A 20,067-nucleotide genomic window follows, 5' to 3' on the forward strand; every position below is an offset into this window, starting at 1 on the left:
TTGTTCTCAAAGAAACATATTAAATGGATAATTTTCAAATTGAAACTGCCCAAAATATCAGTATTACTCAAAATGCTGCCGGGGTAGGAGAGCGCATCCTGGCGTTTCTTATAGACGGACTCATTATGCTCGCCTATATCATACTCGCAGCCTTGCTAATGGGGGGGCTGGAGGGAAATTCCGGTCAGGAATGGCTGTTTATGTCTGTTATTTTACTGCCCTTGCTGCTGTATTACCTCATTTGGGAAAGTCTGTGGAACGGCCAAACCCCCGGAAAAGCTGCTTTGTACCTTAGGGTGGTAAAGCTGGATGGTTCTAAACCGGCATTTTCAAATTTCCTGGTACGTTGGCTGCTTAGACTGGTAGATATTACCCTAACCAGTGGAAGTGTGGCTGTAGTAACTATCCTAATGAATGGCAGAGGTCAGAGACTCGGAGACCTGGCAGCGGGTACAACTGTAATTTCTGAAAGGGTAAGAACAGGATTAGATAATACTTTACTGGTAAATATTCCCGATGATTATCGCCCGGTCTATCCCCAGGTTACCATGCTTTCTGATAATGATGTGCAGGAAATCAAAGAGATCTACCGCGCTTCCCTTAGAAATTCAAATTTCAAGGTCATAGGAAAACTTTCTAACAAGGTTTCAGCTTTACTTCAGGTAAGTCCGCAGGAAACTCCCGTTCAATTTCTAAAGACGGTTCTCAAAGATTACAGTTACTATACGAGACAGTGATCAATCCAGCACTTCCATTTCAATGTGAATGTTTGTCAATGGCCACTCACTTTGATCTGTAGGAACTTTGTTGATCTTATCTACCACATCCATACCCGAGATCACCCTCCCAAAAACTGTATGGTCGTTATTTAGATGTGGTGCGCCATCGGGATCCTGCACTATATAGAATTCATATGGAGAAGAAGCCTTACTTATATTTTGCTCAGCGTATTTTGCGGCTGCCAAAGCACCGCGCACATGAGGGTGGCCGGCATCAAATTCACTGGGGATAAGGAAATCGCCAATATGATGTCTTTTTTGGTTGGTGTCGGGGTTATCTGAATTTCCTCCCTGGATCACAAAACCGTCGGCTACGCGGTGAAAGAAGGTGCCGTCATAATAATCCTGGTTCACCATATACAGGAAATTTGCCCTGTGTAGGGGAGTATCTCTAAAGAGTTCGACGTCAATATTACCAAAGCGGGTCTTGATGCGAACCCTGTTCTCATCATGGTTTTTACCATACTCCAAAAGGAAAGGGATCAATTCTTCCTGCACCAGAAGTGGTCCTTCGCGTTCTTCCTGCTCTTCTTCAGCCTCGACCACTTCTTCAACTATGGTATTATCAACACTTGCGGAATCGGGTTGTACGGGTTCTTCTAACATGCTTTCCACCTCGTTTTGTGTGGAAGATTGCTTATCTTCACAACTTGCGAGAACGGCTGTGGTCACTAATAAAATCAGGAAAAATTTAGATCTCATGGATTTTCAGGATTTTCTCAAATTAAGTCCGAATTTAAGGAAAATTACGCTTCCGGGGGAAGAGGCGCACTTTAAATTGGCTCCTATGTTGAGAATGAAGGAACTGGAAAATCTGAATATCGATAGACAGAATCCTAAGCAGGCGGCTGTACTTTCTGTGTTTTATCCGGGTCCAAAAGGAGAGACAAAGTTCGTGCTGATCCTTAGAAAAACTTACAAGGGAGTTCATTCCAATCAGGTGGGTTTTCCCGGAGGCAGGGTAGAGGCCGAAGACAGGGATCTCGCACACACAGCCCTACGGGAAACTGAAGAGGAGGTGGGGATTCCACAACATGAAGTTGAAATTGTGAGGGAAATGTCCAGGCTCTATATTCCTCCCAGTAATTTTTGGGTGCATCCTTTTATGGGAATTACCAAAAAAACTCCGGTTTTGGTTCCACAGGAAGAAGAAGTGGAGGCGGTACTGGAGATAAGGCTGGAAGATTTTATGAGTGACTCCTGCTTGATCCAGGAAACCCTTAGTACTTCTTATGCAAAAGAGATCGAAGTCCCGGCTTTTTTGTTGAATGGCCATGTGGTTTGGGGAGCTACTGCAATGATGTTGAGTGAAATGAAAGAAATCCTAAGGCAGCTGCTGTAAGTTTTAAATAAGTATCTTTGTTCTTTCTGTAAAATGTAAGGGAACAAATGAGGATATTGAAAAAAAATCCTTTTGGACATTATCTTTTCTTCAAAAAATGGCTGATCCGGATCTTCGGGGTGCTATCACACAGACGTTACAGGGGCTTCAATGAACTCAAGATCGAAGGATCTGAAATAATTAAGAATCTTCCGGACAACAATGTTCTTTTCGTTTCAAACCACCAAACCTACTTTGCCGACGTAACAGCCATGTTCCACGTCTTCAATGCTGCATTGAGCGGCAGGGTAGACTCCATTAAAAATGTGGGTTATTTGTGGCAGCCAAAACTGAACATTTACTATGTGGCGGCTAAGGAAACAATGAACGCAGGTTTCCTGACCCGAATGATGGCCTATGCCGGTGCAGTCTCAGTAGAAAGGACCTGGAGGGAAAAAGGAAAGGAAGTGCAGCGGGAGGTAAATCCCGACGATCATAAAAATATTGGCATTGCATTAAAAGATGGGTGGGTAATTACTTTTCCTCAAGGTACGACCAAGCCTTTCAAACCAATTAGAAAAGGAACAGCCCATATTATAAAACAATACAAGCCGATAGTAATACCTATTGTTATTGATGGTTTTAGAAGATCTTTTGATAAAAAGGGACTAAGGATCAGGAAAAAAGGTATTCTACAGAGTTTCCAAATCAAAGAGCCTTTAGTTATTGATTATGAGAATGAAACAGTAGAGGAGATCGTCGAAAAGCTGGAATACGCTATCGAGCAACATCCTTCTTTTTTAAAAGTCATTCCACGGGAAGAACTGGAAGCCATGGAAGCCCTGAACAAGACCAGACAGTGGGAGTACTAAATTTCATATTGAATATTTAATATTTTGTATTGAATATTGGGGTTTTTTCCATTGGGAGCGCACAATATGCTGTGCCTGTGCCCCCGATTCTGAAGTGCTTCAAAAATGGCATTTTTGACAGGCTTTATTCCAGCTTTATTGCAAACAATATCTGCACTACTTTTCAATAAAATTGAGAACCCGCCCTTCTTTTTCAGCTCTTTTGTCAAGGCTGGCTCCAAAGAAGCTGCCAATGGCCATTCCTACAGGTAGGCCTATAGCAATAAAGGCAATATTGCCGGTAAGGAGGTAAATCACTACTCCAATAGGAATTCCAATAGCAGTCATTCCGAGCGGAAGTCCCAAACTCGTGTAGTAGTGCTGAGAAACCAGCCTATATTCTTTTTCAAGGTGTTTTAAAATGTCATTTTTGGCAGCTCTTATTTTTTTGTGCTGCAAATTCGAATCAGGCGGCAATGAATTCAGTCTCTCAATTTTCCCGTTAATCGTATTAATTGTGGCTTCAGACAAATCTCTCTCTCGTAAATTATCTAGAAGGGAATTGAATTCAATAACTACAGGTTTCGCTTTGTCTTTATCAATGTTTAAAGTTTTTATCAGCATAATCTAGATTTCCAATTTCTTCAGTTCCTTATAATTCTTCTTCAGCCTTTTTAGCAGAATTCCATAGATCAATCTGTAGAACAGCCAGAGTGCAAGAAGAAAAATAGCGAGAATAATTAACCCGGCAACTGTGAATTTCACCCACTGCAGGGTGTCAAAAGTGTATTTTGAAACATCTTCTACCTGCTCTACCACCTGGTGATTTTGTATAGTGAAATATGCAATAACAACAGAATACAAACCTGTAGAAATCAAGATATAGGCAATGTAAGTTTTCACAGTTCTTCTGGTCCTTAGAATATTGTGCATTAAAGTAGCAGCATCGTCTGTACTGGAGATCCTTCTGTAATTGCGGTAAAAACAGTAAATAAAATAGAATGTTATGAGGTAGCTTACAATATAAATATAGATTGTTGCCTGTTTAAGGTGTATCTGTTCCATTTGCTCCCAATAGCTGGAATCGGCCATGAAAATATTGAGCAGGCTGGAAAGGAGCAGCTCTATAATGCTTATAACGAAGATCCATTTGACTATAGAAGATGATTTCTTCCATATCATCTTATAGATATCGTCATAGGACAGCTTCGGAAGGTTTTCTTCCTGCTTTTTCCAGTTTTGTTTTAAAAATTCCAGTTCATCCATGTGGTAGGTCTACGGATTTATTATGTTCTTAAGGGCTTTTTTGATCCTGTTCATCTTCACTCTCGCATTCACTTCAGATATCCCCAGGGTATCAGAAATTTCTTTGTATGATTGATCCTCCAGGTACAAAAATACCAATGCCTTGTCAATATCATTTAACTCTTTAACCGCCTTATACATTAATTTAAGCTGTTGCTCTATCTCGTCGTTATATACCTCTGCTTTGATCTTAAAGCTTACTTCGTCATAATCCTGCGTGTGCAGGTCCTTTTTTGATTTTCTATAGAGGGTAATAGCTGTGTTGAGCGCGACCCGGTACATCCAGGTACTAAATTTTGAGTCACCTCTAAACTTTGGGTAGGCATTCCAAAGCTGAATAGTGATCTCCTGGAACAGATCATTGTGCGAGTCCTGGTCATTTGTGTACATGCGGCATATCTTGTGCACAATATTCTGGTGCTTTTCAAGATTGCTTACAAATTCATGTTCCAGTTCTTTCTTCAAAATAATGTTTAGACTTCTATAAGTAGCGAATTTATAGTACTTGTTACAATTCCCTTAAAGTTTCTTTATCTTCTTTTTTCTTTTGGGAAAGTTCTAACTTTGGAACAAACCAAGCTTAAGATGAACATTCCAATATCGGAGTATCCCCGGGTTGTCATTGTTGGCGGCGGCTTTGCCGGGATTTCAATTGCAAAACATCTTTTAAAGGAAAAAATTCAGGTGGTCCTGCTGGATCGTCATAACTATCATACTTTTCAGCCGTTACTTTACCAGGTATCCACGTCGGGTCTTGAACCCGATTCGATCGCCTATCCCTTGCGAAAGATCACCCGTCACAGCAAGGATGGATATTTTCGGCTTGCTGAGGTACAGCATATTAAACCGGAAGAAAACATCATCCAAACCTCAATCGGTGAATTAACTTATGATTACCTGGTTTTAGCTACGGGGTCGCGAACCAATTTCTTCGGAAAAAAAAGCATTCAAAAGAACGCAATGTGGATGAAAACCATTCCGCAGGCATTGAACATTCGCAGTCTTATCCTGGAAAACCTGGAACAGGCCGTGATCACAGAAGATCCCGAAAAACGGAAAGCACTTCTTAATTTCGTGGTAGCAGGAGCAGGGCCCACCGGGGTGGAATTATGTGGGGCAATTGCCGAAGTTCGAAATCATATTGTACCGCGGGACTTTCGGGATCTTGATCCTGCCGAAATGAAGATCCACCTGGTTGAAGGGCTTGACAGAGTACTTCCTCCAATGAGTGCAAAAGCCTCCGAAAAAGCTGAAAAATTCCTGAAGGAGCTTGGGGTGGAAATTCACCTTAATGTTATGGTACAGGAATATGATGGCGATAAGGTGACGACAAACAGAGAAGATCTTACTTTTCACACCTCTACCTTCATATGGGCAGCAGGAGTATCGGGGGCTCCGGTCAAGGGGCTAAATGCATCTTCGATTGTAGACAAGGCAGACCGTTATGAGGTGAATGTTTTCAATCAGGTGAAGGGATATGAAAACATCTTTGCTATTGGGGATATTGCTTTGATGAAGAACGAAGACTACCCTAAAGGACATCCAATGGTGGCGCAGCCGGCCATACAGCAGGGTAAACATCTGGCCAAAAATTTAAAGCGTATTCTAAAAGGGGAAAAAATGGAACCTTTTGAGTACTATGACAAAGGTACTATGGCCACGGTGGGAAGGAATAAGGCTGTTGTCGATCTTGGAAAACTGAAGTTTGGTGGTTTCTTTGCCTGGTTTATCTGGATGTTCATTCACCTGTATTTTCTGGTAGGTTTCAGGAACAGGCTAATCACTTTTTTCAACTGGGTGTATAACTACGTAAACTTTGATAAAGCGGCCAGGCTAATTATCAGACCGTTTAAAAGCAATAAGGAAAACCTGGAGGTGGATCAGAAAAAGGTTTAACCAGAGGGTATTCACATTCGGGAATTAAAAAAGCGGCTCATAGCCGCTTTTTATCCTTTATTAATTGACGCTATTTACATCTTGATCTCGGCACAACCTACTCTGGTTCCTGCATTACCGCTGGGTTGAGAAGTATAATCATCTGCGCCTGCGTGGATGATCACGGCTTTGTTCAGGATATTTTTCTTGTCGTCTTCACATCCTATACACCACTTGTCAGTAGTAAAGGTTATGCTACCTTCTCCATTGGAATTCACATCAAAATTTCCGATATCTCCACGGTGATAACCGCCTGCATCACCCCATTCTCCATGATCTTCAAATGTCGGGTTCCAGTGGCCTCCGGCAGATGTTCCATCTTGAGCAGAACAATCGGCGTTCTCGTGAAGGTGAATGGCGTGCATTCCTTCTTCAAGTCCCGAAACTTCAGCTGTCATCGTAACTTCGTCGTCTTCCTGCACGAAAGTGACAGTTCCGGAAACATTACTACCACTTCTGGGTTCTATCTGCAAGGTTAGCTCGTCCTGTACGTAAGTGTCACCTGGACCGGCCTCTTCTTCCTGCTGAGTGAGATTTGTATGTTCATCTACCCGCTCATCGGCCGTTTGATTTTCATTTTTGCAACCGGTAAGCATTAGCGTGGATGACAGAAAAAGCGATAATATTATACGTTTCATATTGTGGTTAGTTTTAATTAGTAGCAATTAACGAAATTATAGCATAGTCTTGCCGTAGCCAAAAAATTAAGGAGAGCTTAACATAGAGAAGATAATTTTGTTGAAAAATTTTGCTGCGAAAGCCAATTGAATAAGAATCTGAAGCGAATTTCTTAACTTCTCAGAATATCTACAACCAACCAATTCAAATTGATGCGCTTTAAAAGTTTAAGAAAAAGTAACCAGGTCTTCATTTTTGCTGCGCTTCTTTTCGCAGGCCTCTATTATGGAGCCGGTTTGCTGGTGCCGTTGACCTTTGCTGTATTTTTTGCAGCTCTTGTACTTCCGGTGATCTATTGGCTTGAAAAAAAGACAGGTATAGGAAAACCCTTTTCTTCTTTTTTGGGTACTTTGTTAATATTCATCGGGATAGGAATACTTCTATTTTTCTTTGTGCAACAGCTTGGAGTCTTTTTGCAGGACATCATTGAAAGTAAGGACCAGATCATTTCCTACTTGCGAAAAGTACAATTAAAAGCTGCCGACGTGACCGGGTTTTCCCTCCAAGAACAGAACAAGTTACTTGAAGAAAGTATTATGGAGCTCCTCAATATGACCCAGACTTACGTCTCCGGAATCCTTACCGGTATTACAGGACTGGTTTTAAATTTTTTGCTGGTGCTTATCCTTATGTTTCTGGTGCTTCTAAACAGGGATAAATTCGAAAAGTTTCTAATGATGTACATCAAGCCTGAAAGACAGGAAGAGACAAAGGAGGTCATACAGGAAGCCCGTAAAGTTGCTTACAAGTATCTTTGGGGCAGATTACAGGTGATGACTATTCTTGCCGCTTTGTACCTTGTCCTTTTTACAGCCTATGACCTGCGGCATACCGGGCTACTTATCCTTTTTGGAGCCCTTATCACCATCATACCTTATATAGGTCCATTTATTAGCGGAACTCTTCCAATCTTATTTTTGATCATATTCGGCGGTACTGTGGAAGAGATAATTTCCTTCACAATTTTGATCGCCATCGTCCAGTTGATCGAAAGCTATGTGTTGGAACCAATTATCATAGGATCTGAAGTAGAGCAAAGCCCTTTGTTCATAATTTTGGCGATCATCCTGGGAGGTATGTTGTGGGGACCGGCAGGATTTATTTTGTTTGTTCCTATCTTCTCCATGCTTAAGATCGTTTTTGATCACACCAAAGGTCTGGAACCTGTGGGTTATTTATTGGGCAATGAACGACCCGGTTCAAAGGAGAACCTCATGGAAAAAATAAAAAGGAAGATCGGGAGGAAGAATTAAGGGTTCTAATCCCCGGATCTTTTTAACCTCGTTGAAATGTTCACCTTATTGGAAAGGCTGCGATGCACGGGACATTTATCTGCTATTTCGAGAAGCTTCTTTTGCTGTTGCTCATCAAGATTTCCCTTTAAGACTATTACCCTCTCAAAAACATCAATTTTAGCAGTGTTTCTTTCGCAATTCTCGCAGTCTTCGGCGTGAGTTTTTTGATGATCGACATGGGTCTCTACATTAATGAGAGGCCACTTTTTGCGACGGGCATACATTTGAATGGTCATGGAAGTGCAGGCGGCAAGACCTGCAGAGAGGAATTCATAGGGCGATGGTCCAAAGTCTTCACCTCCAAAAGATTTAGGTTCATCTGCAGTGAAATAGTGTTTGCCGGCCCTCATTTGGGTAGTAAAACCTTCCTCACCCAGATTAGCCACGACCTGGTGGTCTGTTTCCAGTTCCTTTTCTTCAGGGATCTCGAGATAACGGGAGGCCCAGGAGGCGATAACCCTTCCGGCATATTCTGAATCATCGTTGTCTGTCAATAAATGATCGGCACCGTCGAGGGAGATGAAACTTTTGGAATGTTTGACACTCCTGTAAAGTTCTTCAGCATTACTTATTTCCACAACAGCATCCTGAGGAGAATGCATGATCAAGAATGCCTTTTTAAGATCCTTGGCAAATTCTCCGAGGTCATGAGTGTTTATATCCTGCAGAAAGTTCTTTTTAATTGTAAAATTCCTCCCGCCAACATTAACTTCGGCAACTCCATTTTGTTCGATCTCTTTCAAATTGGACCGCAGTAAGTGCTTTACATGAACCGGAGAGGATGGAGCACCTATGGTAACCACACTTTTTACCGAGGAAAGCTGTTTTGCTGCAAAGATTACCGCAGCTCCTCCCAGGGAGTGTCCAATCAACATCTCGGGTGCCTTATATTCCGACTCAAGGAATTGAGCAGCCGACAATAGATCCTCAACATTTCCTGAAAAGGTGGTATCGGCAAATTCCCCGTCGCTTTCTCCAAGCCCCGAAAAATCGAAACGAAGTACTCCGTAGCCACTGGCAGAAAGAGCCCGCGCAATATTTTTGACAGCAAAGTAATTCTTGTTGCAGGTAAAACAGTGGGCGAATAACACGTAGCTGTGAGGATGAGCATTGAGAGGTAGCTCAAGATATCCAGAGAGTTTGAGGCCTTCAGAATTAGTAAATTCGACTTTTTTATAGTTCATGAGCCAGTATTTATAATTAAAAAAAGGGCTTTTTAAAAAGCAATCCTTTATTCCGTTTTACTTAAAGATCTCGTTGAGGTTCTTTAAAGAACAGAATAAATTTACTTTTTAAAAGCCCTTAGTTTTCTACAGATAATTCAGGTTACCTGCGATATTTGGAGTAATCGAATTCTCCTCTGTCATAGAATGAATCATCTTCGGGAATATTTCCACTTCTGCGGCTATCAGAATAAGTTCCACTCTCGTTTCCTGTGAGAGCATCACGATCACGATCTACAGATCTTCGATCGTTGTCTGCAAGAGTTCCACTGCGTCCGGCGATATTTCCTTCTCTGTCATTATCACTGCGCCTGTCGGCTTCCTGCATTCTTCTTCTTTCTTCGTCCAGATCTGTAGTTCGACCTTCGGTTCCAAGATCCCGGTCTCTGTCCCTGCGATCTAGATCTGAATCTCTCCGGTCATAATCCGTATCACGGTTATAAGATTCCAGCACTACAACCTCGTAGTCCCGGTCTATGTCGTGACCTTTTTCATACCTCTTGGTTTCAGCAAAGGTGCGATGATCTATCCTGTCTGTATAAACATATTTGTCATCGACATTAAGCCTTGCCAGACCTATAGGAAGGATGAGGTGGTTCTCCCCATCTCTGTTTATGAACTCATGAACGTCACTGGAAGCAGGTTTTCCATAGGGGTCGTGATTTGCATCTATAATAGATTTATCAACCTCGACATCAAGGTAAACCACCCGTTTTTTCTCCTTGCTTACCAAAAGGTTATCCACTTTTCCCACGACTTTATTGTCGGCATCCTTTACAGGCCATCCTCTTACATCGGGATCATCACTGTCAACTTTAAAGTCTGAAAGCTCGTGGAGGTAATACAAATGTTTTCTATTTTCTTTTCTGTCTGTCATAATCTCTTCTTTTTTTGGTTTAGCTCATTTTTCTTAACAAATCCCCGGCCTCATCAAAGAACTTTTTGATCTGATCCTTTTGATCCAGGGTCGGCGTAGTCTTATTGATGTTTTGGGCTGCAGTTTTTACTTCATTGACATCATTGGATAGATTAGGATATTTTTCCTTTTGCATCTTCTCCATTATATTAGCAAGTTTGGTACCTGCAGCTTTGATCTTATCTGCGTGGGTCAATGCCATGGGATCCTGTTCAATTTGCCTGGCGTCCTGCCTCACACTTTGCATGTCTGCACTAATGTCATAGTTCATCTCATTAGCCTTTGCCTGTACGGCATTCATAAGGTGTATGATTGCATTGTTGGTGTATTGGTGATCTATTCCCATTTTGTTGTTATCTGAGATATATGCCAGATAACCTGATACTCCCTGACCCGTAGCTGAAAGGGTGTCACCGTTAGTCTCCCATCCGGTAGTGTCAGTTTGTTCATCCCAGGTTGTAGTATCAGCGTCTTCTTCCCAGGTAGTTTCTTCAACCTGTTCGGTTTCTACGTCATCTATGTCTCCGTCATCATCGGCAAATACTAAAAAGTACAGTATCGCCAGGATAACCAAAACAAGGATGATCCAGGGCCAAATAGGTTTTTTCTTTTCGATCTTGATCTCTGCCATAATTCTTCTTTTTTTTATTAGTTAGATTGATATCTAAATTACTGATTTTGAACCCCATTTTGATTAAGGGCAGCCTAAAGTATTGTTAATTAAGCATTAAAAATGCCAATTGATTGCAATAATGCCAGCATGAAAGAAGATGTAGAGAATAATTTTTAGGGAACTGCAATTTTTATCTTTACAGGAGAAATTCGTGCAGTGACGTCTTTGATATCCCCGCGGTACTCCCCGTCAATCTGAAAAGGGATGTTTTTCTCACTGTATATGCGGGCTTCAACTCCCGAAATGATCTCCAGGAAATCCTCATCAAGCTCGACATTTTCCCTGAAGGTTTTTAGGATCTGCGGAATATTGAATTCTTTAAAGATGAGGATCTCAAATTTTCCATCATCATATTTTCCGTGTGGATTAATGTTAGCTCCCGTTCCATACTTGCGGGCATTAGCTACCGCAATAAGAACAGCTTTCCTGGAAAGAAGTTTCCCATCTACTTCTATGTCAAACTGAAAAGGAAAATCACTTTTGATAAGGGTGGGAATAGACTGTATAAGATAGCCTAACTTTCCGCGAATATTCCCTTCCTGGTAATTCTTTATCAAAGCAGCATTTAAACCTATGTCACTTATGTGAAGACACAGCTCATTATTAATAAGTATGGAATCAAGTCGTTTAAAGTTATCCCCCAGGGCTATACTGGTAAGGTGGTCATTATCGCCTTCGAGGTTTAGGTTTTCTGCTAATCCATTTGCCGAGCCGGCGGGGAAGACGCCAATTGGAACGGAATCATCCTTGAGGAGTTCGGCAATTAATTTAATAGTGCCATCACCTCCCACCGAGAGGATCCTGTGAGGGGCAAAATCCTCGATCATGGAAAACAAAGCTTCTTTATCCCCTTTTCCGGAAGTATAGTAGATCTCGAGCTCCCACTCTTTTTTCTTTACCTGTTCCCGGACCTCCTCAATAATGTCGGTTTTATCCAATCCTCCCGAGATTGGATTAACAACCATTAAAACCCTCTTAAAGTCATCCATTCTATTGAGCTTGTGCCTAAAAATAACTAATTTGGGAAGGATAGGCAGTTAAAAATATACAAATATGAGGCTTGACATAAAGCTATATCGCGGATATATAAATGACCAGGAACTTGTGGTTTTTGGACACGTATTCAAATCCTGGGCGCCCGATAAATATGAAATAGATCGCAAAGGGTACAGACATGCCAAATCTGTTTACAAGATGTTCACCATTAGTCCTATCAAAAATGCCACTATAAAGCTAAATTTTAAAGACCTGGAAGTGGTCACCAAAACTACAGATGATGGTTACTTTAGGTTTAATTTGCCTTACAACAAGTTTCTTGAAAGTGGTTGGCATGAATACACGGTTGCCTGTGAAATAGGAGAATTCGGGGTGGTAGAAACGGGAGAACTGCTTAAGCCTTTTAAGAGTAAGCTTGGAATAATTTCAGACATCGATGATACTTTTTTGATCTCCCATACCCACAACTTCTTCAAAAAGTTATATGTGATCCTTACTCAGAACATCAACAACAGGGAAGTCTTTGATGATGTGGTTCCTCACTACCAGGCGCTTAGTAGAGCAGGACAGGAGGAGGGACAGTTCAACTCGTTTTTCTATGTCTCGAGCAGCGAATGGAACCTCTATGAATTCATTCTGCAGTTTTCCCGAAAACACCGATTGCCCAAAGCGGTGATAAAACTAAAAAGGATAAAGACAGGTCTTGCAGATTTTCTGTTTACAGGCAGGGGAGGACATGACCATAAATTTATAAAGATCAAGGATATCATTTCTTTTTACCCTCAACTCCAATATGTGCTAATGGGGGATGATTCCCAACAGGATGCTTACTTATATGAAAGGATTACTAAGATGTTTCCCTTGAATATAAAAGCAATCTATATAAGGCAGACTACCAAAAAGCAAAAGGAAAAAGTGAAGGCAGTGCTAGAGAATATTGAAGATCTTGGCGTTGCTACCTGTTATTTCAAAGATAGTGGAAAGGCGATTGCCCATTCAAAAAAAATAGGGATCGTTTGACCCCTATTTCTCTTTACATGATTTTTATCTATTAAAACGTTGAGGTAGGAAAAACGATCACACTTTCATTTCCGTTTTTACCTACTGCAGAAACTCCAAAATAAAAATTGTCTATCACAATTCCTTCAAGAGTGAAATTATCAACATCTCCAACGTATCTGGAATGTTGCCATTGTGGGGCAGTAGTATCTCTCCAGTAAACTTTATAACCTGCAACATCGTCTCCCGGAATCTTTTTCCATTTAAGTTTAGCCGAAGGTTCAACAATGCCGCCAATGGAAACTTCTTCGGGAGCAGGAGGTGCCCAGGCGAGACTTGCCATGGTAATGGCATTCACAGCCGTTAGTTTGGCAGCGTAATCAAAGTTGACATGGTCAATAACATCGCCATATGCGATTCCATCTTCGGTACGAATGTCCTGGTGCTGCTGAGTGTAATTCTCATGTGCCTCCATGATCCTGATACCGGCAAAACCAAGATCATTGAATGGCCTGTGGTGACCACCACGCCCAAATCTATCCAGCCTGTAGACCATCATAGGGTTCATTTCGGGCATATAGGTTTCTGTAACGCGATGAACATACCTTGCTAATTGCCGGGAAATTCCATCCACTTCGCCTCCATAATATCTTCTCATTCTCCTTTGATCCTCAGTCTCGGTAGGAGGCACAGGTTCAGAAAAGATCCTGAAGGTACGGTTGTCGATAACTCCGTCAACTCCTTCGATGTTCCCGATCATATCATTGTTTAAAACTCCTATGATCTCCCAACCTTCGTCTTTAGCCATTTGCGCAAAACCCTGTCCGCCAAACAATTCCTGTTCTTCTCCTGAAAGCCCGAGGTAAACAATGCTGTTCTCAAAGTCGTACTTGGAAAGAACTCTTGCTGCCTCCATCACTCCGGCCATACCACTGGCGTTGTCATTGGCTCCGGGAGCATCTGTAGTAAAATCCATGGTATTGCTGGCCCGGGAATCTATATCCCCACTCATTATGATGTAGCGGTTAGGGTATTTAGTTCCTTTTTGTACCGCCACAACGTTTACGACCCATGCGTCTTTAGGAACTCTTCGGTTTCCTTCCTTTGTAACAAAATCCTTTTGGTAAAAAACATCGAGACATCCGTTACATTCTCTTGAAGTCTTTTCAAAATCGGCTTTGATGAATCTTCGTGCAGCTCCAATCCCGCGGGTGTCAGAAATGGTATCACTAAAGGTGTTACGGGTACCAAAGCCGGCAAGTCGGCGAATATCTTCCTCAATCTTATCGGCAGAAACAGATTCGATAATGTCATAAATTCTAAGATCTACCTGTGGTGGTGCTACTTCTTGTGAAAAGCTGGTAAAGCCACAAAAAACTAAGGTGGCAAAAAGGGCATTTTTAAACATAATTATTTTTTGATTTCTTCTGGCAAAATACTAAAAATAGGCCATAAAAAAAGCTGCATTGTTCATGCAGCTCTAATCTAAGGTATGATTTACCTAGTAAATGATCTTGTCATCACCGTCCATCTCGGCCTCAAGTTGTTTTGACTTACCTCTAAATTTTGATTTTACAGTGTCGTAACGGTGAGAAAGATTGTCGGCCATATCGTTGTATTTACTTTTGGCTCCATACATATATTCGTTGCTCTTGTCAGCAATATTTTTACGGGTTTCAGAACCCTTTTTAGGTGCAAAAAGCAAGCCTGCGATGGCACCAAGAGCGGCTCCTGAAAGTATTCCTGCTAAAATTTTTCCTGTTTTCATTTTCTGTTATTTTCTAATTGATAATGGTTAAATATCCAGGTACTAATATAAGTCTAATTGTGTGTCCTGTAAGGAAATGCTTAGTTAAGGTTGAATTAAAAATGCTGAAAATTTTAGCTGATATTTAACAGCCCACAACCACTTTATCCTCACCGGGTAAGGCTAACAAATTGGTCAAGGAGCTCCCTTACCTCATCAACATTATCTATGTAATATTTAGCCTCAGTCTTATTCATACCTACTTTTACTGTTACCGTTTGATCTGGTAGTTCGGTAAAGAGATATTCATCTGTCCAGTCATCCCCAATGGCAAACATAAAATCGTATTTTTCAACCAGTAGCTTATTGGCTGCTTTTCCCTTGTTCACACCACTGTTCTTAATTTCCAGCACTTTATTTCCCTGTAGTACAGAAAGTCCGTGATTGGAGATCATGTCCTTGAGAACTGCCGAAAGTTCGTTGGCTCTCACCTCACCCAGTTCAGGATTGGCTTTTCGATAATGCCATGCGAGGGAAAAATTCTTTTCTTCGATAAAAGTTCCCGGGGTACGATCTACATAGGTCTCCAAAACCGGCCTTACAGAAGCCATCCAGTTGTTATTAAGATTCTCTGTCATCTGCCATTTTTCGTTTACGGGCCTGTTCCACACGCCGTGTTCAGCAATAAGTTCAATAGGAACATTCTTCCACCAGGTTCCCAGAGTTTCTTTATCCCTTCCACTAATTAGTACCACCCGGGTATTTTTTTGATCTCCGAGCCTGGAGATCAACTCGATCAATTCGGGATCGGGCATTGCTTCGTCGGGTTTGTCTACAAATTTCCGCAGGGTGCCATCATAATCGAGGAAGAGGATGCGACGCTGGGCCGCACTATATTTGTCAAAAAGGTCCTTTTTGACATTATCTGTCAATTCGATCGCTTTAAATGCTTTTCGTGAATTCCGGGTTTCTCGTAAGCTTTTCATAAAATCATTTGCCCATTTTTCGACATTGTACCGCTTAAGTCTTTTTTGAAGCAGCTTATTTCGTCGCACCTGCTCTTCTTCGGGCATTTCAAGAGCCATCTTTATGGAGTCAACTATTTGTTCAAAATTGTTGGGATTAATAATAAGCGCTTCATTAAGTTCATGAGCCGCACCGGCCATTTCGCTCAAAATTAAAACCCCGGTATGATCTGTTCTTGTTGCTACATACTCCTTAGCTACCAAATTCATTCCGTCTCTTGTAGGGGTAATGAGGGCAACATCACTTGAGGTGTAGAGGTCAATAAGATTTTCAAAAGGCATGGAGCGATAAAAATACCAGATTGGCGTCCAGTTTATTGTAGCGAACCTCCCGTTGATACGCCCCACCAGCTCATCAATCTCCTTTTTCAATAATTGGTACTGCGGAACATTGGTCCTGGAAGGAACAGCTAGCATTATCAATCTTACCTTTTCCTGATATTCGGGATATTTTTCCAGGAAATACCCAAAAGCTCTTATCCTGTTGGCAATCCCTTTGGTGTAATCCAGCCTGTCGATCGAAAGGATCAATTTGGTGTTACGGGTAACGTATTTATGGTAGTCCAGCTTTTTTTGAATATCTGAATTCTCACTTCTTGGCTGACTATAGTGTTCTTTCGCGGCATTCCAGAATTTTTTATAATCAATTCCCATGGGGAAGGAGTCCGATCTCACGATGCGACTTCCAATATTTACGCTGTTAAAGTTGATGTCATACCTCAAAATTCTATTTACAGAACGAAGGAAATGCCTCTCATAGTCATAGGTGTGGAAGCCAATAAGATCTGCTCCCAACATTCCTTTCAGCACTTCCTCCCTCCAGGGCAGGGTTCTAAAGACTTCGGAAGAAGGAAAGGGTATGTGGTTAAAGAATCCTATAGTCACCTTTGAATTCTTTTTTCTTATATATTCCGGAAGTAGCAGGAGTTGGTAGTCGTGGACCCAAACTACATCATCATCATTAAGTCGTTCTAAAACTGCATCGGCGTATTTTTCATTGACCTGTTTATATGCCTCCCAGTGTTCGGGCTGAAATTCTGTGTACTCCATAAAATAATGGAACAACGGCCAGATGGTTCGATTGCTAAATCCATAGTAGAATTTCTCAATTTCTTCGGAAGTAAGGGAGACAGCTACGCAATCCTGATTTTGAACTTCGGCATCTACTTTTTGTTGCAGGTCTTCGGGAATATCTTCAGCAGCCATGCCGGTCCATCCAATCCAAATGCTGTCACCTTCCTGATGAAAGCTTTTTAGTCCTGTAGCCAGGCCGCCGACGCTGGGGGTAACTTCTATTTCTTGATCTTCTGTAATGTTTATTTGTAAGGGTAGGCGATTAGAGATTATTATTGTTTTGCCCATAGGAAAATTTAAGCGGGTTCTATCTGATTGATTTTCCTTAAATTTCCGAAATTTTAAATAAGCACCCTACCATTTTAAAAGAACTTTAAGACTAGATGAAAACATTAGATTATGGGTTGATCGGCAACTGTAAAAGTGCTGCATTGATCTCAAAGTTGGGCTCGTTGGACTGGTGTTGTTTGCCTAATTTCAACTCCGCTTCTGTCTTCGCCAAACTACTAGATAAAGACAAAGGAGGACACTTCTCATTTGAAGTTTCCGAAGATTACAAGATCACTCAGAAATACCTGTGGAGAACCAATATTCTTTCCACCACATTCACTTCGGAAGAGGCCGCTTTCCAGGTCATAGACTTTATGCCGAGATATAGGAAGGATAATGGTGTCTTTTATACCCCACCGGATATTATCCGCTATATAAGGATCCTCAAAGGAAATCCGAAAATAAGAGTTAATTATTCGCCGAAGCTCAATTATGCCCAGGAGGAGACTTTCACCGAAAATCACCGTTATTACCTGAAGAGCTTTACCAAAAAAGGCACCTATGACTCCCTTTACCTATATACCAGTCTAGGGCTGGATGATGTACTTCACGGGGAGGAGATCACCTTAAAAGAGGATGCTTATTTCCTTATGGGATATCATGAGAAACTAAGAGAGCAAAATCTGGACCGGGCATACCTGAAATTCCAGCGCACCAAGACCTATTGGATGAACTGGAGTGAGTCTACTACAAAATATCCTCATTATGAGGAACAAATTATGCGAAGTGCTCTCGTTCTTAAAGCCATGAGCTATGAAAAGACAGGAGCTGTACTTGCCGCTGTTACGACCTCTTTGCCCGAAACCATTGGGGAAGTAAGAAACTGGGATTACAGGTTTTGCTGGATACGTGATGCTTCAATGGTGATCAAGGTAATGAGCACTTTAGGGCACCGCCAGTCTGCTGAAAATTTCCTGCAGTTCATAATTGACCTTATCCCACACAAGGATGAGAAACTGCAAATCATGTATGGGATCAATGGAGAAAAGGAACTTACAGAACACATTTTAGAGCACCTTGAAGGCTACGAAGGTTCAAAACCTGTGAGAATAGGGAATGCAGCCTACATCCAAAAACAGAATGACATTTATGGGATCTTAATGGAGGTGATCTACCAGCAGTTCCTTAGGTTCGAAACGACCTTGGAAAATAGTGAGGAGCTCTGGACCATTGTACGGGGTATCGTGAGGATCGTGGAAGAACACTGGAAGCAGCCCGATAAAGGGATCTGGGAATTTAGAAGTGAGGAACGTCACTTCACCTTTTCGAAACTCTTGTGCTGGGTAGCTGTAGATCGTGCTGTTAAAATTGGAGAGATCCTTAGGAATGGTATTAATGACCAGAAATGGAAAACTCTTAGGCAGGAAATATATGATGATATCTACCACAGGGGCTGGAATGAAGAGGTGCAGGCATATACCCAATCCTATGGCTCTAAGGACCTGGATGCATCGACCCTATTGATGGAGACCTATGGATTTATAAAGGCTAAAGATCCACGTTTTGTGAGTACTGTTCATGCAACAGAGCGGGAACTTTGTCATAACGGGCTGCTCTTTAGATATAAGAATAAAGATGATTTTGGAACTCCATCTTCTTCGTTCACCATTTGTACCTTCTGGTTCATCAATAGCCTTTACAAGATAGGTGAAAAAGAAAAGGCGCTTAAAATGTTTGACCAGCTGCTGTCTTACAGTAACCATCTGGGGCTGTTTAGTGAAGATCTTGACTTTGAGACAAAACGATTGCTCGGGAACTTCCCTCAGGCTTATTCTCACCTCGCTTTAATCGAGACGGCAATGAATTTTTCCCAGAATATCACTTCTGAAGCCCGACTGAAGGATCTTTTGAGCGAGGAGGCTCCTCTTTAATTTCCAGACGGGTTCGCGGCAAACTGTCGGGGAAATTCTTCTGAATGTATTTCAGGAGGTTTTCCCTGGCATAAACCCGCAGATCCCATGCTGTAGGCGCATCTTTGGCGCTCATGAGAGCACGAAGCTCCATGGTCTTTTCAGAAAGGTCTGTCACCTGGATGACATTCACCTTTCGGTCCCAAAGTTCGGTAGCATTGAGAAGCCGGGTCAATTCCTCCCGTAGTTTGTCGATTGGGAGATCAAAGTCGGTATAGATATATACTGTACCCAGAATGTCTGATGAATTTCTGGTCCAGTTTTGAAAGGGTTTTTCGATGAAGTAGGTGGTAGGCAGAACAAGACGGCGCTTGTCCCAGATCTGGACCACTACATACGTCAGCTTGATTTCCTCGATTCGTCCCCATTCTCCTTCAACTATTACCACGTCGTCGAGCCGAATAGGTTGTGCAATCGCAATCTGAATTCCCGCGAAAATGGTTCCGAATACTTTTTGAGCCGAAAGCCCCAGAATAATTCCGGCAATTCCCGCAGAGGTGAGGAGGCTGACACCTACTTCCTCTACCCCGTCAAAGGTGAGGAGGGCGATCCCAAGACCAAAAAGAACTACTACAAAAATAGCAATCCTTTCAATAATGTTGAATTGAGTATAAACCTTTCTGGCTCTAAGATTATCGGCTTCGCTTACATCAAAACGTTTCAGAAATTGATTTTTTGCGATTCTTATGGCAACTATAATGAACCAGGTAAAACTAAAGATCAACAGTATTGAACGCACATGCTGAAAAAAGTCGATCTGGCTTTCATTGGTTATGATCTCCCGGTTTATGAGGCCTGCCTGGATGGCCACAGCAAAAAATAGCGTGATCATGGGAATCTTTAAGCGGCTGGCAATATTGTGTGGGAGGATGTTACGGGGGTCTTTTCCCAGTTTCTTCAGTAAAAAATGTAGCAGAAAATAGAGAACAAATAAACCTGCCAGAAAAATGAGGATGCTTCTTGTGGAATCTTCCATAGACTTTCTTTTTCCTTTCTCATAATCTAAAAAA

Annotated in this window: 20 protein-coding genes; 7 read left to right on the forward strand and 13 right to left on the reverse strand. The window is 41.7% G+C overall.

Annotation, left to right across the window (positions count from 1 at the left end; all coding sequences use genetic code 11):
• Positions 1-23 precede the first annotated feature (23 nt).
• On the forward strand, positions 24-737 hold the full coding sequence (locus tag VR862_RS11675) for an RDD family protein (RefSeq protein ID WP_324721155.1): 714 nt from the start codon (positions 24-26) through the stop codon (positions 735-737).
• On the opposite strand, the gene VR862_RS11680 is transcribed toward VR862_RS11675, so the two are convergent.
• Positions 738-1,481 carry a peptidylprolyl isomerase gene (locus tag VR862_RS11680; RefSeq protein ID WP_324721156.1) on the reverse strand — a complete coding sequence of 248 codons (744 nt, stop codon included), beginning with the start codon at positions 1,479-1,481 and terminating at the stop codon, positions 738-740.
• Between VR862_RS11680 and VR862_RS11685 the strand changes: the two genes are divergently transcribed.
• Both VR862_RS11685 and VR862_RS11690 read left to right on the forward strand, forming a co-directional pair.
• Entirely contained in the window at positions 1,480-2,121 is a 642-nt protein-coding gene (locus VR862_RS11685) for an NUDIX hydrolase (protein WP_324721157.1), read from the forward strand. The genes VR862_RS11680 and VR862_RS11685 overlap by 2 nt on opposite strands.
• Positions 2,122-2,168: 47 nt before the next feature.
• On the forward strand, positions 2,169-2,972 hold the full coding sequence (locus tag VR862_RS11690; RefSeq protein ID WP_324721158.1) for a lysophospholipid acyltransferase family protein: 804 nt from the start codon (positions 2,169-2,171) through the stop codon (positions 2,970-2,972).
• 156 nt (positions 2,973-3,128) lie between these two features.
• Here VR862_RS11690 and VR862_RS11695 read toward each other — a convergent pair whose 3' ends face one another.
• Genes VR862_RS11695 through VR862_RS11705 form a run of 3 tightly spaced genes read right to left on the reverse strand, consistent with a single transcriptional unit; the run spans position 3,129 to position 4,721 of the window.
• Positions 3,129-3,575 (reverse strand): basic helix-loop-helix domain-containing protein, encoded by a 447-nt coding sequence (locus VR862_RS11695; RefSeq protein ID WP_324721159.1) that lies wholly within the window; start codon positions 3,573-3,575, stop codon positions 3,129-3,131.
• 3 nt (positions 3,576-3,578) lie between these two features.
• On the reverse strand, positions 3,579-4,217 hold the full coding sequence (locus VR862_RS11700; protein WP_324721160.1) for a DUF8845 family protein: 639 nt from the start codon (positions 4,215-4,217) through the stop codon (positions 3,579-3,581).
• 9 nt (positions 4,218-4,226) lie between these two features.
• Entirely contained in the window at positions 4,227-4,721 is a 495-nt protein-coding gene (locus tag VR862_RS11705) for an RNA polymerase sigma factor (RefSeq protein WP_324721161.1), read from the reverse strand.
• Between the two features lie 120 nt (positions 4,722-4,841).
• Between VR862_RS11705 and VR862_RS11710 the strand changes: the two genes are divergently transcribed.
• Positions 4,842-6,152 (forward strand): NAD(P)/FAD-dependent oxidoreductase, encoded by a 1,311-nt coding sequence (locus VR862_RS11710; RefSeq protein WP_324721162.1) that lies wholly within the window; start codon positions 4,842-4,844, stop codon positions 6,150-6,152.
• 74 nt (positions 6,153-6,226) lie between these two features.
• Here the strand turns inward: VR862_RS11710 and VR862_RS11715 are convergent, their stop codons facing one another.
• Positions 6,227-6,829, reverse strand: coding sequence for a superoxide dismutase family protein (locus tag VR862_RS11715; RefSeq protein WP_324721163.1), 603 nt, complete (start codon positions 6,827-6,829; stop codon positions 6,227-6,229).
• 192 nt (positions 6,830-7,021) lie between these two features.
• Here VR862_RS11715 and VR862_RS11720 point away from each other — a divergent pair, with 192 nt between their 5' ends.
• Positions 7,022-8,122: an AI-2E family transporter gene (locus tag VR862_RS11720; RefSeq protein ID WP_324721164.1), complete on the forward strand. Its 1,101-nt coding sequence runs from the start codon at positions 7,022-7,024 to the stop codon at positions 8,120-8,122.
• Positions 8,123-8,127: 5 nt separating this feature from the next.
• On the opposite strand, the gene VR862_RS11725 is transcribed toward VR862_RS11720, so the two are convergent.
• From VR862_RS11725 to VR862_RS11740, 4 genes are all read right to left on the reverse strand, one after another.
• Complete coding sequence (locus tag VR862_RS11725) at positions 8,128-9,348, reverse strand: bifunctional alpha/beta hydrolase/OsmC family protein (protein ID WP_324721165.1); 1,221 nt, start codon at positions 9,346-9,348, stop codon at positions 8,128-8,130.
• Between the two features lie 142 nt (positions 9,349-9,490).
• On the reverse strand, positions 9,491-10,264 hold the full coding sequence (locus tag VR862_RS11730; protein WP_324721166.1) for a PRC-barrel domain-containing protein: 774 nt from the start codon (positions 10,262-10,264) through the stop codon (positions 9,491-9,493).
• A gap of 19 nt (positions 10,265-10,283) precedes the next feature.
• Positions 10,284-10,934 (reverse strand): hypothetical protein, encoded by a 651-nt coding sequence (locus tag VR862_RS11735; RefSeq protein WP_324721167.1) that lies wholly within the window; start codon positions 10,932-10,934, stop codon positions 10,284-10,286.
• A gap of 155 nt (positions 10,935-11,089) precedes the next feature.
• Positions 11,090-11,965 (reverse strand): diacylglycerol/lipid kinase family protein, encoded by an 876-nt coding sequence (locus VR862_RS11740; protein ID WP_324721168.1) that lies wholly within the window; start codon positions 11,963-11,965, stop codon positions 11,090-11,092.
• A 64-nt stretch (positions 11,966-12,029) separates the two neighbouring features.
• Here VR862_RS11740 and VR862_RS11745 point away from each other — a divergent pair, with 64 nt between their 5' ends.
• Positions 12,030-12,992, forward strand: coding sequence for an App1 family protein phosphatidate phosphatase (locus VR862_RS11745; RefSeq protein ID WP_324721169.1), 963 nt, complete (start codon positions 12,030-12,032; stop codon positions 12,990-12,992).
• 31 nt (positions 12,993-13,023) lie between these two features.
• Here the strand turns inward: VR862_RS11745 and VR862_RS11750 are convergent, their stop codons facing one another.
• The 3 genes from VR862_RS11750 to VR862_RS11760 form a co-directional block, all read right to left on the reverse strand.
• A complete protein-coding gene (locus VR862_RS11750) occupies positions 13,024-14,379 on the reverse strand; it encodes a M28 family peptidase (RefSeq protein WP_324721170.1) in 1,356 nt (451 codons plus the stop codon).
• A 93-nt stretch (positions 14,380-14,472) separates the two neighbouring features.
• Entirely contained in the window at positions 14,473-14,739 is a 267-nt protein-coding gene (locus VR862_RS11755; RefSeq protein ID WP_324721171.1) for a YtxH domain-containing protein, read from the reverse strand.
• A gap of 149 nt (positions 14,740-14,888) precedes the next feature.
• Positions 14,889-17,105 carry a bifunctional alpha,alpha-trehalose-phosphate synthase (UDP-forming)/trehalose-phosphatase gene (locus tag VR862_RS11760; RefSeq protein ID WP_324721172.1) on the reverse strand — a complete coding sequence of 739 codons (2,217 nt, stop codon included), beginning with the start codon at positions 17,103-17,105 and terminating at the stop codon, positions 14,889-14,891.
• 95 nt (positions 17,106-17,200) lie between these two features.
• On the opposite strand from VR862_RS11760, the gene VR862_RS11765 reads away from it, so the two are divergent.
• Positions 17,201-19,018, forward strand: a complete 1,818-nt coding sequence (locus VR862_RS11765; RefSeq protein ID WP_324721173.1) for a glycoside hydrolase family 15 protein — start codon at positions 17,201-17,203, stop codon at positions 19,016-19,018.
• Here VR862_RS11765 and VR862_RS11770 read toward each other — a convergent pair.
• Positions 18,966-20,033: a mechanosensitive ion channel family protein gene (locus tag VR862_RS11770; RefSeq protein ID WP_324721174.1), complete on the reverse strand. Its 1,068-nt coding sequence runs from the start codon at positions 20,031-20,033 to the stop codon at positions 18,966-18,968. The two genes, VR862_RS11765 and VR862_RS11770, sit on opposite strands and share 53 nt — an antisense overlap.
• Between the last annotated feature and the right edge of the window lie 34 nt (positions 20,034-20,067).

Source organism: Salinimicrobium aquimaris (assembly GCF_035607535.1).
Taxonomy (GTDB): Bacteria; Bacteroidota; Bacteroidia; order Flavobacteriales; family Flavobacteriaceae; genus Salinimicrobium.